Genomic DNA, 13,794 nt, shown 5'->3' on the forward strand with positions numbered 1-13,794 from the left:
AAGAGGTGGTTTAAGTTTCAAATTGTAACTTTTTTTTACTTCTTAGTGCAAAATTTTAGTGTTCGTTTGACAACCAGTTGATTAATCTATCGTAATCATGAATTATTTTAGAAATATAGCCTATTTGTTTGTCTTTGCGTTTTGCGTACTCAACATTGCTTTTATTGGCATTCTTCTTTCTTAGCAGCTCTTTTTTTTCGGCAATCTTTTTAACTTTTTCATCATGCAAATACTTGTCAAACTCTTCTTTTGTTTGAAAATCAGGAATTATATTAATAATGTCTTTTTTGACAGTTGGGTTATCTTTGTAAATTGTTTTAAAAAAAGAAGCTGATTTTTTAATGGTGTAAAATTCTTTTTTAGAAAAATCGACAAGCTTACGCACTCTAAAACAAAACTCTTTAGAAGAAGTATTGTGTTCTGCCAAAACAACTGCATAATAATCGTCTTTGTCATATTTAAAATTATCATTCTCTACTTGAAAATCAAAACCTGCTTTTCGTACATATTTTAATGTATTTTTTACATATTCGCTATAAGTAAAAGATATATCTTTTCTTATCACTTGAGAATGTTGATTTGCCAGAATCAACAATGTCCTTCTTCTATTTTTTGGAACATAATAATCACCATCACTTTTTTTATACAAAAATGTTTTTTCCAAAAGTCTTAAATATTTTTTTTGATCCATATTCTTATTTAAATACGTCAATCCTTTGTCTATATTTAATTTGATTTTTTTATTATATAGAGTTTCATCTTTATTGTTAAGCCATTGCATTCCCTCTTTGAGTGCGAAAATATAGCCATAATCCATAATATTAAAAGCTTTTGCTTCATTTTTATAGCTGACCCTAAGCATAGGGCTCTTTTTGCTATAAACTGAAATAAAAAGTGACATATATCCTGTATTGGATGTTGTTTTTTTTGGTTTAAACTTTTCTCTTAACTTTACTGCCGCCTGTAAAGACAAAAAAGGATTTCCAAAATCATCATCACTAAAGACCCTTGATATTGTTTCACCATCTCTGCTAATTCTCAGCCACCATCCGTCTCTTGTGCGCGAAGAACCTACTCTTGTAATATTTTTTAAATCAATATCTGCAAATATTCCAAGTGATTCTAACAACTTTTTGTTTTTTTCTTTCATCTTTTTTATCTCTCTAATATTGCTTTCCCTTTTTGTATAGAAGCAATTTTGACTTTTTCACCTTCTTTTAGACCACCTGTTAGAACTCTATTGTATTTTCCAAGCCTCTCTATTACCAACATATCTGCTTGTGAGACAACTTTTATACCTTTTGCAATGATTACTACTGCGAATACAAAAATTGCTATTGTTTCTGGCATTTAATTTCCTTTTCTGTTTTATTTTACTTTTGTATTATACTGACTAGAACACTACAGATCAACAGCAGAGAAGTTCTAATTATTTCTGATTAATTTTATGTTTTTGTCTAATATACAGGATATTAATCACTACCTTTGTTGTGGTTCGATTTTTGTTTTATTGTTAAGCCTATCTTCGTTTTAATATTGGGCTGCTTATGCTTTTTAAAGTCATTTTGCATAATTCCAACTCCGATATTACTTTGAGAAATTTTATCTCTGTTGTAAAATACATATCCTCTATTATCGGATTTAACCTTATTGCGTAAATCAGCAAAAATTATTGCAGTTTTGTAAAAATTACCATGGTATACTTTTTCAATGCTTACCATAATTGCATATTTCTTACCATTACACGAAAAAATTACCCACTCTTGAAATGGGGATGTTTTCTTTTTCGCAACTGAGCTTATTATTGAGCTAATAAGTCTTTCTTGGTCAACCTTCTCATCAAAACCAAATCTATTAGCAAGTTTATTGAAAAATACGGTTCTATATACTGCATATTTTTTTTCATAGGTTCCTATTTTCACCTCAACATCTCTTAGAAACGAAGGAGTCAAAATGAAATCAGAATAAATCTTGATTCTCTCCATATGAAAAGATTCTCTTCTTCCAAAATGCCTTGAACCTATTTTTTCAACAGTTACTACAGTCACAAGGGGACGCTCTGTATTCTTACTTTTATCAACAGCCAATAGGACGGAGTATTTTTCATCATTATATTCAAAGACAAAAACAATTTTACTTTTATCTGGATAGTCCAGTATGTTGTATTGAGAAACAGCAGATCGAATTAACTCTTGATACCCTTCTCTTGTTTTAAACATGAACGATCGAATAGGAGCCTTATTATCATCACTTTTTCGCTTAATAAAGAGATGTTTAGAAAGTCTGATATCGACAGATATGTCAAACATGATAAAATTTAACTCTATTTTTTTAATGTGTCTCATCTTAAATCAAAGCCGATGTTGCATCTATTTTTAATCTCATCCAAGCTTGACATATAATCTTTAATTTTAGCTTTTGACATTCCATTGTTTGTATTTGGGGAAAGAAAACTCACTGTTTTACCACTTGGCAAGAAAATGATTTTGTACCAATATGCCGGTATATTTACTCCATTTCTAATATGCCCCAAACTTCCGCAAGTTCCATTAACAACATTGACCTTACCGTGCCAAGAAGCTTGCATGCGGGCAAACCTCTCGATTTTAGCCCATAGCCTCCTGTTGAGTTGTGGTTTTTGAGGAGAAATATTACTAAGCAAAAAGGTCTCCTTTTGAAGTTTTCTATCGTATGAAAAGGCAGCATTGGGGGCATTATGACCACGATCAAAACCGGTATGAGAGTAATCTCTTGTATAGCTTCTGTATTTAATTGGCACCTGATAATCTGGTTTAAATGTCAAACCTTTTCTTTTATAGTGATGCTTCTTCATATCTTGCGCCGTGATTGAATACACTGCAAGCTTTGGAGCTTTCCATTTATAGCTATAACATATATCCATAGCCGACTTATGGAGTATTTTTGAGCATTTTGTATCAATGTCTATGTTTGGAAGATATTTTGACTCAAATCCAAAGAGCGAAACCGCCAGTAGCAACGCTGTTGTTATTTTTTTAATCATTTTTATCTTTCTCCATTTTTGTTTATTGATACTCCACCTCATAAATTTATGGGGCGGATTCCTACTCTATAGCCTAACTAGCTATTTGATGGTAAGCATTGTTGCCGTGTACCCCACTTTTTTAAGCTTTGTTGTATGTTTGATAAGTTTCTGTTTCTAAGTAATTAATCGTATTACATTAATTAGCTTACGCAACAATAAAAAATATACTTTTGTTCATATTTTATTATATTTTTCAATAAAATCTATAATATTAAATTTATCTTAAAATAAAAGTTATATAATTTTTTATAATTAAATAAAATTTTAATAGAAAGGTACAATAAAATGAATGAAACAGTTCTTAAAAGCAACGATTTCTTAGTCTCACAAACTGATAGTAAAGGAACTATTCTGTTTGCAAATGATGATTTTTGTAAAATTGCCGGTTTTACAGTTGAAGAGATGATAGGAAAGCCACATAATATTGTTAGGCACCCAGATATGCCAAAAGCAGCTTTTAAAGACCTGTGGGAAACCATTAAACAAAATAAAATTTGGACCGGTTATGTCAAAAATAAAACAAAAGATGGCGGTTTTTACTGGGTATTTGCTACAGTGTACCCAATGTATGATGAAGTAAGACAAGCCATAACATATATGTCTTGCAGAAGAAAGCCCTCCAAGGCAGAAATTGCAGCAGCAGAAAATCTCTATAAAACATTACAATAAGCAGGTATGACAATGAAACAATTACAAAAAAATATTATTCTATCAGTCGGCTTTGTTTTACTTATAGGAACATTACTTTTATCAACATCTTCTATCCTACAAATAGCCGTTGCTTTAATTGTGTTTGCGCTTAGTTTGGTATTTTTAAACATGTCTCAATCTAAAACCAATCTAACAAACCTACTTCAACAAATTGATGAACTCATTGAATTTGAAAGAAATAAAGTAGATATAAACGAAAATACGAAAGATGAGATAGAAGCTACATTAAATAAACTTCTTAAAAAATATGAACAACTTATACTTAACGATACAAAAGTAGCGGGAGAGATGGTTCTACTTGCAGACAAAGTAGCAAAAGGTCACTATTCTTGTCGTATTAATGCAGATAGTAGTACACCTTATGTTCATGTACTTAGAGAGAGCATGAATAAAATGATTGATTCTTCTGAGGAGAACTTAGATCAGGCAATTAACACACTACAAGAGTTTGCTAACGGAAACTTCCATGTTAGATGTGACATCAAGGTTGAAGCAAAAATGGCCGATCTTTTAGAAAATATAAATAATCTCGGTCAAGCTTTAGAAGATATGCGACAAGAAAATGATAACTCTAATAAAGTCATCGCAGAATCCGCTAAAGATCTCAATGCTACAATCGAAGATATAACCAACACTACAATTGCAGATTTCAAAGAAGTAATAAATTCCATTGTTGATCGTATCCATTCTATCTCCTATAAAGAAAATGAAATGGTAGAGAATCTTGAATCACTTGTTGGCAATGCTAATGATACAAAAGTTATCTTAGCAACTATTGGAGATATTGCCGAACAAACAAATCTGTTGGCACTTAACGCTGCTATTGAAGCTGCTCGTGCAGGTGAGCATGGTCGTGGATTTGCTGTAGTTGCCGATGAAGTACGAAAGCTGGCTGAGAGAACTCAAAAAAGCCTAGCTGAATCATCTGCTACTACAAATATACTGATACAGTCCATTTCAGAAGCTTCTGACAGCTTAAAAAACAATGCTGAAGATGTCAATAATATATCCCAGGAAGTAAGTGGTGCAAGTGAAAAGATGGATGATATTATTGATGTTTTACAAAAGTTGACTGATGCAAATTAGTTTTACCATAGCTGTAAAAACAGCCTGAGACGGACAAGCAGTCATTTCGCTTATAGAATTACAATACAATTTTGGTAAATGTTTGCAGTTTGTGAGCTACTCAATCGCCAAAGGCAATTGAGATCTCAGCTATTTGGCTTAAGCATTACCATTCATATGACATTGGGGGGTCTTTTCTCCTATTTTTTTATGTTATAATTGCGTTTCAAGTGCAAATTTAGCAAACTCTCTAACTGTTTGTATTTTGACGCCCTGCTCTGTCGCCAAACGCTGCAGGGCTTTCATTTTTTCAAAAGTCACTTTTTTCACCTCCTTTATGAGATTTAACTGCTTTTATTCTTTGAATGAATATTTCACATCGCCAAAACCGACATCAAATACATCATAGTCGTCATCAACCATCTCCTTCATCCCAAGCAAAGTTAAGAATTCTCCACCTTCTTCCGGTATAAAGAATGGTTTAGAACTGCTAATGATATTTTTGTCAATATAATAAGATATGCCACCAACAAAAACAAACTGGCCAAATTCTATTTTTTTCTTTTTAAGTTCTCTTGTTACTCTTTCAATAAGCTTAGGCAAAAATGTAGCCAGGGCCTGCTCTTTCTCTCTGATAATATTAACAGTGTTAAAACCAAGATCTATTTTTTCTTTTAAGAAAATCTCCTTTAGCATTTGAGCATTTGTTGTCACTTCGTCATGTTTTCTTTTTAACTCCTCTCTGAAATACTCGGTCAACAAATTATAAACACCAAGTTCATCATGAATGGAGTTGGTATAGAGTATTTTTCCTGCTTCATTCGTTACAGATATATTAACCGTATTGAAACCGCCATCAATAACAAGTATATTTCCATCTTTTGGATTAATCATGTTTTGCATAACAAGATGAGAAACAGCAGCAGTTCCCTGAGGTAAAACTCTTACTTTTTCAAGTGTTGGTATATTTCTTTTTAGGCTCTCTTTCATCTTTTCGATAATTCCGCCATCTTCTTTGAGTTTTGAGGAATAGTACGCCTCTGTCGGTATTGAAATCGCAATTTTTTTAATAGGTCTATTTTTAATGAGACTTCTTACAAAAATATGACTGTAGTTTACCAGGTCCTTTAGGTCATACATGTAATCAATATTGGATCCGGAAGTTTCGCCGACTCTATATTTAAAACCTTCAAACTCTATTGCATCCTCAGCCAGTATTTCATCGCCTGATAGTTTTGTAAGCGTTGATGCTATTTTGTTTACATTTTCATTCATGGTTATACTCCTTATTAAAGTTCAATTTTAAAGCCGCTTGTAGCTTTTGTGCCTGTATCAGTGTTATCGCTCTTTTGACTGTCTATTGTTTTTTCATTGTCTGGTTTGTCTGTTTTTTGCTGAGGTTCTGTTTCTGGCAATGCTTCTGTAATAACTACATCCATTGCAACTGCTTTGGCTTTTTTTGCATTTTCGTATCCGAAATATATTTCATTGCTACTATCTTGTGCCAAGAGAAATAGTGCTTTTTCAAAAGATTTGCTTTTTATCTTTTTTTCAAGCAAGTTGTATATTGCTATAGCTTTTGGGTTATCCAATGTAAGCTGTATCTTCATTGTTTTTTCCTTCTGTTATTTTTAACTTATTCTAAACTATTGCTAAACAATGTTTAAACAATGCAAAATTATATATTATATTTGCCTAATTGTCAATTTTATATTATTATTACACAAATAATTTATATATATTAATTTGCTGATATTTTAAGAAACTGGGGATGAATGCAAAATATTTTTAATTCTGACGAAAAAATAAAACAACTATCACAGGAATATTTTATTAATGAATTGGAATTATTTTCTATCATTAACAAGGCTATTAAAACAGTTTTTTCGTGTGATGTAGCTACTTATGTTTCAAATAGCAAGGTTATTACAGGAATGGTGTCTAAAGATGGCTACACTGTAAATTATAATTCTTTTAATTTGACCAGATTGCAAATGAATTCAGTATCAACCGCAATTTATGAAAATCTTATTGAATATTCAATTGAAAACAGATTTGAATTATTTTTTGATCCAGATAAAATTTACAAAGCTGTTCCTGTTGATATTTCAGGTAATGACATTTTATTAAAGATTCTCAACAATGATAAATCTTCTCTATATACTTTTAAATTGCCTGTTGTTTTTATTACATTCAATCAAATGATGAAAATCAAACAACAGAAATTTTTTAATGAAAAAAACATTTTATATGTTTCTATCGAAAGTAGAGCTGGAAAAGAAATTCGATGTTCTTGTATTTCAGAGGGTGCATTAGCATTTCTTTTTGAAAATTTATTTTATTTTTTAAACAGGAAGCTGAGAAAGAAGTACAAGTTAAAAAAACTCTCAGTTGTTGTTGAGCCAACACTTAAGGATATTCATTTTTATTATCTTATTCATGGCGATATCCAAATAACAAAATATTTTAAATCGTCTCTATATAAACTACTTGAAAGTAAAATTGGCCGAGTGCATGTTTACAACAAAAACTATGCTAAATCAAAAAGGAGAGAAAGCAAATGAAACAATTAGGTGAGAGAAAAACAAATCGAATCAAATTAATACTCAGAGGGTTGTGCTGGAAAATAGATTCGTTTATGACATGGCTAAGGAATCATATGTTTTGTTATTATGATTTAGAGATGCAAGAGATTAAAGAACAAGTTCGGTTGGTCCATGAACAATCAGAGAAGTTTGAGGCAGTTGAAGAGTTGGCTCCTGATATATTATTGGCACTAGAGAGATTAAAGCATTGTGAATGTATTAGAGAGATTTTAGAGGAGAGGTTAGGAGAACTGGAAAGGTTGGTTGTGGATTTATATGTTGCGGACATGAATGATGACAGAGAAAGAAGAATGGAAATTTACAATATTTTAATCAAAAGTAAATTTATCAGACAAGGAGAATAAAATAATGGGTAATACAGATAGTTTCAAGGGGAATAATATTTTTCTACTGCAGGGAAAATTATCTGACGGAACTTATCAAGAGATTGTCTCAAAAGACATTAGTGTCTTACAGAAGATTTTAACAAATTGGTTAAGGAACAATAGTCACGGGTTTATTTTAAAGAAGGAGAAAAGATGAGATGATCAGGACAGCAAAGAATAATTTAATGAGAAAAGTAGGTGATGTTGAATTTTTGACATTTAGTAAAAATATATTTTAAACAGCAACAGGAGCTAAAGGGATGAATTATAAAGAGCCAATGGATATTTGCGATGTACTAAATGAAAAATATATTGCTGGATATTGTAACATGCTAACAAAAAAAGCTATTGACATTCAAAAAAAGCATGGTCCAAACGGACCAATTATTTTTCATAAAAACCAAGATTATGGATTTTTGATGTTTGATTATGGATTTTTAATTTATTCATTAATTGAGTATGTTAAAGGTATAAAAAAAGCATCTATGAAAATCGAAGAAGGAGAAGATATTGCTAAATTGATTGAGCGTGATTTTTTAAGAAATGATGATGAAAAATTAGCAAGAAACGGGAAGTTTTTTGTGAATATTTTATCATATCATGGACTTAGTTTTTTGAGCAAATCTAATAAAAATTTCTATAATAGAATTTTGCTAAAAGATAAAAAAAGCAATAAAATTACTCTGCTCAATTCTGTTTCAATCAATAGCGAGCCATTAGAAAAGATTATAGGTAAGAAAGCATATGAGGAAAGAATATCTTTGATTTTAAACTCTTCTGATATTGAAGTTATAGGTTATGACAGACAAGTTACGAGTACATTGAAAGCCATTGAGGGAACAGTAGAAATACATCAATTTTGGTCAAAAAGCGATGGGTTAAATGAAGGTATTTTTAACTAGAAAAGTTAATTTATTTAATTTTAAGGGTTATTATTATAATAATATTAATAATATATATTATAATAATCTAGCCCTCAAATTGTCATATTTTCTTAGTTTTTTTGCAATTGTATATATAATATTAATAATATTATAATTTTATATAAAAATTAAAACTAATATTATAAAAAGTTTATACTTTGTATATTGCCCTAAAATTTCAAAAAACGACAATTTTAAATTTTCAAAAAGGTGTAAAAAATGGATTTAATCATCTCAATTATTTTCTTTCTTTTTCTTGTAATGATTGTTTATTTGATTTTTTTAAAAATCAAAGACAGTTTTTGGTTTCGCACACAACAGGTAAGAAGAGCCGCTATTCAAAAAGAGAGAGAAAGAGCAAAACTGATAGAAAAATACACAGACAACAAAAGCGAAGAAGAAAAACAAGAATTTATTCTAAAACTCAAAGGCAAAAATGAAGCTGTAAAAATTCCATACGCAACATTTGATTACATCTACAGACACATTGATGATTTTGGAGTGATTGATAAAAATGGCAATATTGTTCTTGTTGCAGAAGAGGCATATCGAAAGATTACAAGTCGATCTAAAATCAGTAGTGCCATCCCATCTGATTCAAAAGAATCAAGTGGCACAAAAGAGGTGCCGAAAAATTATTTTGAAATAAATATTTCCGAAGACGGAACGATAATTGAAAGAAACCATATTGACAACAGTTTGAGTATTGAAACGCAAGAGAAAAATAAATATGTCTATCAGAATAACAAAACAGTGTCTGTAGAGCTAAATAACACTCAATCTAATGGTAAGGGTAAGGTTAAAGACAAAAATGCCTCTAAGGGCAAATATGAGACGGATTCTAAAATCGCCTCAGAAGAAATCAAAAATCTACCTGTTGCCATAAATGAGCTGGAGCAACACAAGGGACAAATAGCAGAATTAGTAGAAGAGAGGCGACTACTTCAAGAAGAGCTAATTAAAGATCCGCTCACACGAGCTTTCAACAAAAGAAAATATTTAGAAGACATAGAAAAATTTGATGTCAAAGAGTGTATTATTGCTTTCATAGATGGTGATAAATTTAAAAATATCAATGACACTTATGGGCACAAAACCGGTGATCTTGTGCTTCAGATGATAGCAGATAAGGCATTTAAACAAATAAAAGGTCAAAATATTGGACTATACAGGTATGGTGGCGAGGAGTTTGTGTTGATTTCTCATGAGAATCGACAAAAAACGCACGCAATACTTGAAAACATAAGAAAATCAATTGAAGACAATGAGCTTCATGTAAACGGAAATATTATTAAGTTTACAATCAGTACAGGGGCCTGTATTGGTGAGTGGTACGACAGCTTTGATAAAGCAACAAATTGCGCCGATGAAATGATGTACCGCGCAAAGAAAGGCGGAAGAAATAAAATAGTTTTTCCTAATGAAAAACCGATTATTAACCTTGAAAAGAAAAAAGGGAAAGAACACTCTGTTGATGATGCTACCAAAAGCGTTAACAAAGACGACAAACAAGATAATATTAGCATAAACAGCATTACTAAATCACAAGAAACGGAACCAAAAAAAGAAGAACCAAAAAAACTGAATATTCATCAAGAGCTCTTGATTTCACTTGCCAAAGAGAAAGAAGAAAAAGAAAGAAAAGAGCGAGAAGAAAAAGAACAGCGACCGTCCCAAAAGGAACTTATAGAGGCTTATGAAAACGAAGAAACCAAAGAGGATGAAACAATACCAGATGATAGACAATCTGCTAATGAGCCAGACAAGCATTCAATATCCGGCATTGACATACTCCTTAGGAATATAAACAACATTCCATTGAGTGATTTTCTACAAAGTGTTCTAGTGCCTCACAAAGAGATAAACATACCCGTGTTACTACGAAATGACAGTTTTTTATATATCGACAGCAGTTATTTTTTCTACTGCCTGATTGAACTTGTAGATGAGACAGACAAGGCAGTAGTTTTTGATGATATCTTCAAAGGAAAAAAGAACTTTCTCCTACGCTTAGATAAAGTCGTGCAAGTTATTGGCGCAATAAATACGAGCTCATTCACACAGTCTTTAGCGGAGTTGATATCGCTATGGGGTGAAAACAATTTTACCACAAAAAAATTCTTTAACTTTGACGGTAAACTCTACACAAGCAACATGCTCCAGTTGAATAAAAACACTCTTGAAGCTTTAAATCTCGATGTATCGAATATTGAAGTAATAGACTTTTTACAAAAAGATGAAGCTAATGGCTCCTTTTCAATCACACATCATGTGTTTAAAACTCTGTTTAAATAATGTTTAGACATTGTTTAAACTCTTTTAAAACAATCATATACTTAAAACACTGTTTTATCATCTTCTTAAACTCTGTTTTTCCTCTGTTTAAACAATGACAGTTTAAAAATTCTTTTCATTCTTATTTTAAACATTGCCTAAACTCACTTTAAACTATCATATTGTTTATTCTTTGTTTTAACATTGTTTAGTCATTGTTTAAACAATTAATATTATTTGGTATATGTTTAAACAGAAGATAGGAATTGTTTAAACATTGTATGTTTTAAAACTCTGTTTAAATATTGTTAAAATTTGCCATAGGATGCTTTTTGATTGTTTCCGGTGAACTACCCCGCCATAAATGGCGGAGCTTCCTAGAAACTCCAAACTACTGTTTAGGATATTAAGAGGCTTTGACGATAGTTCCTACCGCATTAAGAATATTTACACTGGCATTGTAGTCTGCATTTAATGCCGTGTGACATTTAGTACAGATGAATTGAGCCTGTGTTTGCCTATTCTCTTTTGAAATGTGTCCACACTTTGAACATTTTTAAGAAGTATGTTTTGGATCAACTTTTATGAGCTCTCCGCCATTTCTTTTCAATTTGTATTCAAGTAGCTCAAAGAATTTCCCCCATGATTGTTGCAATATTGAACGGTTAAGTCCACTTTTTGCACTTGCTCTCATATTGGGATTTTCTATTGAACCTTTAGCTTTTTTAGACATATTTTTTACTTTTAAATCTTCAACTTTTACAGTTTGGTTTTCACTAAGTTTATTTGAGATTTTATGTAAAAAATCATTTCGTTTATTTTTGATTTTTAAATGCTTTTTAGCAAGTTTTGCTTTTACTTTTGCTCTATTTTCACTCCCTTTTTTCTTGCGACTTAAGCTCTTTTGAGCTTTTATCATTTTTTTTATATCTTTTGTTAAGTCGTGCTCTTTGGTGGGATTTATTGGTTGATTTTCACTTGTATAAGCAAATACAACTATTCCCATATCTATCCCTATAGATTTACCATTATTAGACCCTACACACTCATTTAAACCATCTTCGTAGTTAATACTTGCAAAGTATTGATTAGCTTCATAACTTACTGTTACAGTTTTAATTTTGCCTGCAACTATTCCACGATGAAACTTTGCTCTAACTTCACCTATTTTTGGAAGATACAATTTATTATTTTTGATAGTTGCTGTTGAAGTTTGATAGCTGTAAAATGAATGATGCAACACTTGAAAAATTTGATGGGGAAGCTGACCATGTTCATCTGTTAGTCTTATATCCACCACGGATAGCTTTGTCTGTTTTAGTTAATTCATTAAAGGGCGTGTCAAGTAGAAGATTAAGACAAAATTTTGATATATTCAAAAAAGAGTATTGGGGTGAAAATGTAGCCTTATGGAGTAGAAGTTATTTTGTGGCAAGTGTTGGTGGTGCTCCGATTGAGATATTAAAGCAATACATTGAACAACAAAAAACCCCTGATTAATATTTGTTTCACAAATGTTCCTTATATCCCCGCCCTTAACGGCGAGGGTTTACGGAACAGGTGCTAAAGTAGCGGGCAGAAAAACCAAATGTATTTTTGAGTAAGTACATGAATATTGATAGGAACAATCCTGGTTTTACCGCCTTTTCCACACTCTACTCTAACCCACCCGCTTTCTACAATGTCGCCAAGAAGCATATTTGTTGCTTCACTTATTCTCAATCCAGATGAATAGATTAGTACCACAAGGGCATAATTTCTATATTGTATCCATGTTGCCTGTTTATCATAAATTGGATTTTTCACTTTCAAAAGCTCTAGCATTTCAGATTCGTCAATTATATTGGGTAGTTTTGACATAAATTTTAGATGTTTTAGCTTTTGTGATTTACAGCAATTGTATTTCTCACACAAAAATTTTGTAAAATTATTCAGCGAGGAAATTAGAAGATTAGTGGTTCTAGTGCCGAGAGTAGCATTGTTTCTTGTATGACTAATAAAATTATATAATGTATTTTTTGTAATTTGATTAACATTATGATAATTTTGCATTTTTAAAAAGTACAAAAATGAATCAGCAGTATTGTGGTAGATTTTTATTGTCTTTTTTGAATAAGACTTTAAAACCAAAAGATAGATATTGTAATTTTTCAGCAATTTGTCTGCATTTACCAGACAAAGATCCTCATTACACATCCTTATCTAACTATTTAGTTTTTTAGATTCAAACTCGTATATTTCTGTTTTTTCCTCATCTGAAATATCAAAAACAAATTTTTGATGACCTGATGCTAACATAATTTTGATCATTGTCTGGAAGCTCATAGTGCCCCTACCAACCATGTTGATGAATGCCTTTTCTGCTGAATACACTTTATCTAGTTCTTTTAATTTTTCAATTATTTCCAAAGAATCTGTATTTTCAACCATTTTGTAAATATTTCTTTTTATTACATTAATGTACGGGTTCTCTGCTTTAGTAACCCAAACCTTCTTGATTTTCTTTTTTTTCATTTTCTTCCTCACTATTGACAAAATTTAAGTTTCAATATGTTATTATAACGAACTTTGATTTTTTTTATTGTAAAATTACAAAAAGAAAGATTGGAAGAAATATTGAAAAAAGGAAATATGCAATGATTATCTTGTCGCCAAACTTCGTAACATTACCATATTTCCGTCTAATGAAGAAAAAACCCCTACATATAGAACATATAGAACATATAGAACATATAGAACATATAGAACATATAGAACATATAGAACATATAGAACATATAGAACAT

Annotated in this window: 14 protein-coding genes and 3 pseudogenes; 7 read left to right on the forward strand and 10 right to left on the reverse strand. The window is 31.1% G+C overall.

From position 1 onward, the window contains the following. Nucleotides 1–55: 55 nt before the first annotated feature. The 4 genes from ES948_RS09310 to ES948_RS09325 form a co-directional block, all read right to left on the reverse strand. Nucleotides 56–1,150 carry a hypothetical protein gene (locus ES948_RS09310; RefSeq protein ID WP_152184676.1) on the reverse strand — a complete coding sequence of 365 codons (1,095 nt, stop codon included), beginning with the start codon at nt 1,148–1,150 and terminating at the stop codon, nt 56–58. A 5-nt stretch (nt 1,151–1,155) separates the two neighbouring features. Further along, the gene (locus tag ES948_RS09315; RefSeq protein WP_152184677.1) at nt 1,156–1,350 is read right to left on the reverse strand and encodes a hypothetical protein; all 195 of its coding nucleotides are present in this window, start codon (nt 1,348–1,350) and stop codon (nt 1,156–1,158) included. Nucleotides 1,351–1,472: 122 nt separating this feature from the next. Beyond that, nucleotides 1,473–2,219, reverse strand: coding sequence for a hypothetical protein (locus ES948_RS09320; RefSeq protein ID WP_152184678.1), 747 nt, complete (start codon nt 2,217–2,219; stop codon nt 1,473–1,475). A 122-nt stretch (nt 2,220–2,341) separates the two neighbouring features. Continuing rightward, on the reverse strand, nt 2,342–3,022 hold the full coding sequence (locus ES948_RS09325; RefSeq protein ID WP_188109498.1) for a DNA/RNA non-specific endonuclease: 681 nt from the start codon (nt 3,020–3,022) through the stop codon (nt 2,342–2,344). Between the two features lie 327 nt (nt 3,023–3,349). Between ES948_RS09325 and ES948_RS09330 the strand changes: the two genes are divergently transcribed. After that, nucleotides 3,350–3,733: a PAS domain-containing protein gene (locus ES948_RS09330; RefSeq protein WP_152184680.1), complete on the forward strand. Its 384-nt coding sequence runs from the start codon at nt 3,350–3,352 to the stop codon at nt 3,731–3,733. A gap of 12 nt (nt 3,734–3,745) precedes the next feature. Further along, on the forward strand, nt 3,746–4,861 hold the full coding sequence (locus ES948_RS09335; RefSeq protein WP_152184681.1) for a methyl-accepting chemotaxis protein: 1,116 nt from the start codon (nt 3,746–3,748) through the stop codon (nt 4,859–4,861). 333 nt (nt 4,862–5,194) lie between these two features. Here the strand turns inward: ES948_RS09335 and ES948_RS09340 are convergent, their stop codons facing one another. Next, nucleotides 5,195–6,115 carry an acetate and sugar kinases/Hsc70/actin family protein gene (locus ES948_RS09340; RefSeq protein ID WP_152184682.1) on the reverse strand — a complete coding sequence of 307 codons (921 nt, stop codon included), beginning with the start codon at nt 6,113–6,115 and terminating at the stop codon, nt 5,195–5,197. Nucleotides 6,116–6,129: 14 nt separating this feature from the next. After that, entirely contained in the window at nt 6,130–6,450 is a 321-nt protein-coding gene (locus ES948_RS09345) for a hypothetical protein (protein ID WP_152184683.1), read from the reverse strand. A 165-nt stretch (nt 6,451–6,615) separates the two neighbouring features. On the opposite strand from ES948_RS09345, the gene ES948_RS09350 reads away from it, so the two are divergent. From ES948_RS09350 to ES948_RS09365, 4 genes are all read left to right on the forward strand, one after another. After that, on the forward strand, nt 6,616–7,404 hold the full coding sequence (locus ES948_RS09350; protein ID WP_152184684.1) for a hypothetical protein: 789 nt from the start codon (nt 6,616–6,618) through the stop codon (nt 7,402–7,404). Beyond that, nucleotides 7,401–7,790 (forward strand): hypothetical protein, encoded by a 390-nt coding sequence (locus tag ES948_RS09355; RefSeq protein WP_152184685.1) that lies wholly within the window; start codon nt 7,401–7,403, stop codon nt 7,788–7,790. Before ES948_RS09350 ends, ES948_RS09355 begins: the two co-directional genes overlap by 4 nt. Before the next feature lie 281 nt (nt 7,791–8,071). Continuing rightward, nucleotides 8,072–8,713 (forward strand): hypothetical protein, encoded by a 642-nt coding sequence (locus ES948_RS09360; protein ID WP_152184686.1) that lies wholly within the window; start codon nt 8,072–8,074, stop codon nt 8,711–8,713. A gap of 240 nt (nt 8,714–8,953) precedes the next feature. Then, nucleotides 8,954–11,029 (forward strand): GGDEF domain-containing protein, encoded by a 2,076-nt coding sequence (locus tag ES948_RS09365; protein ID WP_152184687.1) that lies wholly within the window; start codon nt 8,954–8,956, stop codon nt 11,027–11,029. Nucleotides 11,030–11,414: 385 nt separating this feature from the next. Here the strand turns inward: ES948_RS09365 and ES948_RS09375 are convergent. Next, a pseudogene (locus ES948_RS09375) lies at nt 11,415–12,308 on the reverse strand (RNA-guided endonuclease InsQ/TnpB family protein). Between ES948_RS09375 and tnpA the strand changes: the two are divergent. Further along, nucleotides 12,230–12,508, forward strand: a pseudogene (gene tnpA / locus ES948_RS09380) (IS200/IS605 family transposase); the annotation flags it as partial. The pseudogenes ES948_RS09375 and tnpA sit on opposite strands and share 79 nt — an antisense overlap. A 63-nt stretch (nt 12,509–12,571) precedes the next feature. On the opposite strand, the gene ES948_RS11090 reads toward tnpA, so the two are convergent. The 3 genes and pseudogenes from ES948_RS11090 to ES948_RS09390 form a co-directional block, all read right to left on the reverse strand. Further along, nucleotides 12,572–12,868 (reverse strand): tyrosine-type recombinase/integrase, encoded by a 297-nt coding sequence (locus tag ES948_RS11090; RefSeq protein WP_246153860.1) that lies wholly within the window; start codon nt 12,866–12,868, stop codon nt 12,572–12,574. Nucleotides 12,869–12,928: 60 nt separating this feature from the next. Continuing rightward, nucleotides 12,929–13,204: pseudogene (locus ES948_RS11245) on the reverse strand (site-specific integrase); the annotation flags it as partial. 6 nt (nt 13,205–13,210) lie between these two features. Continuing rightward, nucleotides 13,211–13,522 carry an FIG domain-containing protein gene (locus tag ES948_RS09390; RefSeq protein ID WP_152184690.1) on the reverse strand — a complete coding sequence of 104 codons (312 nt, stop codon included), beginning with the start codon at nt 13,520–13,522 and terminating at the stop codon, nt 13,211–13,213. Nucleotides 13,523–13,794 lie beyond the last annotated feature (272 nt).

The organism is Sulfurimonas indica (assembly GCF_009192995.1).
Taxonomy (GTDB): Bacteria; Campylobacterota; Campylobacteria; order Campylobacterales; family Sulfurimonadaceae; genus Sulfurimonas; species Sulfurimonas indica.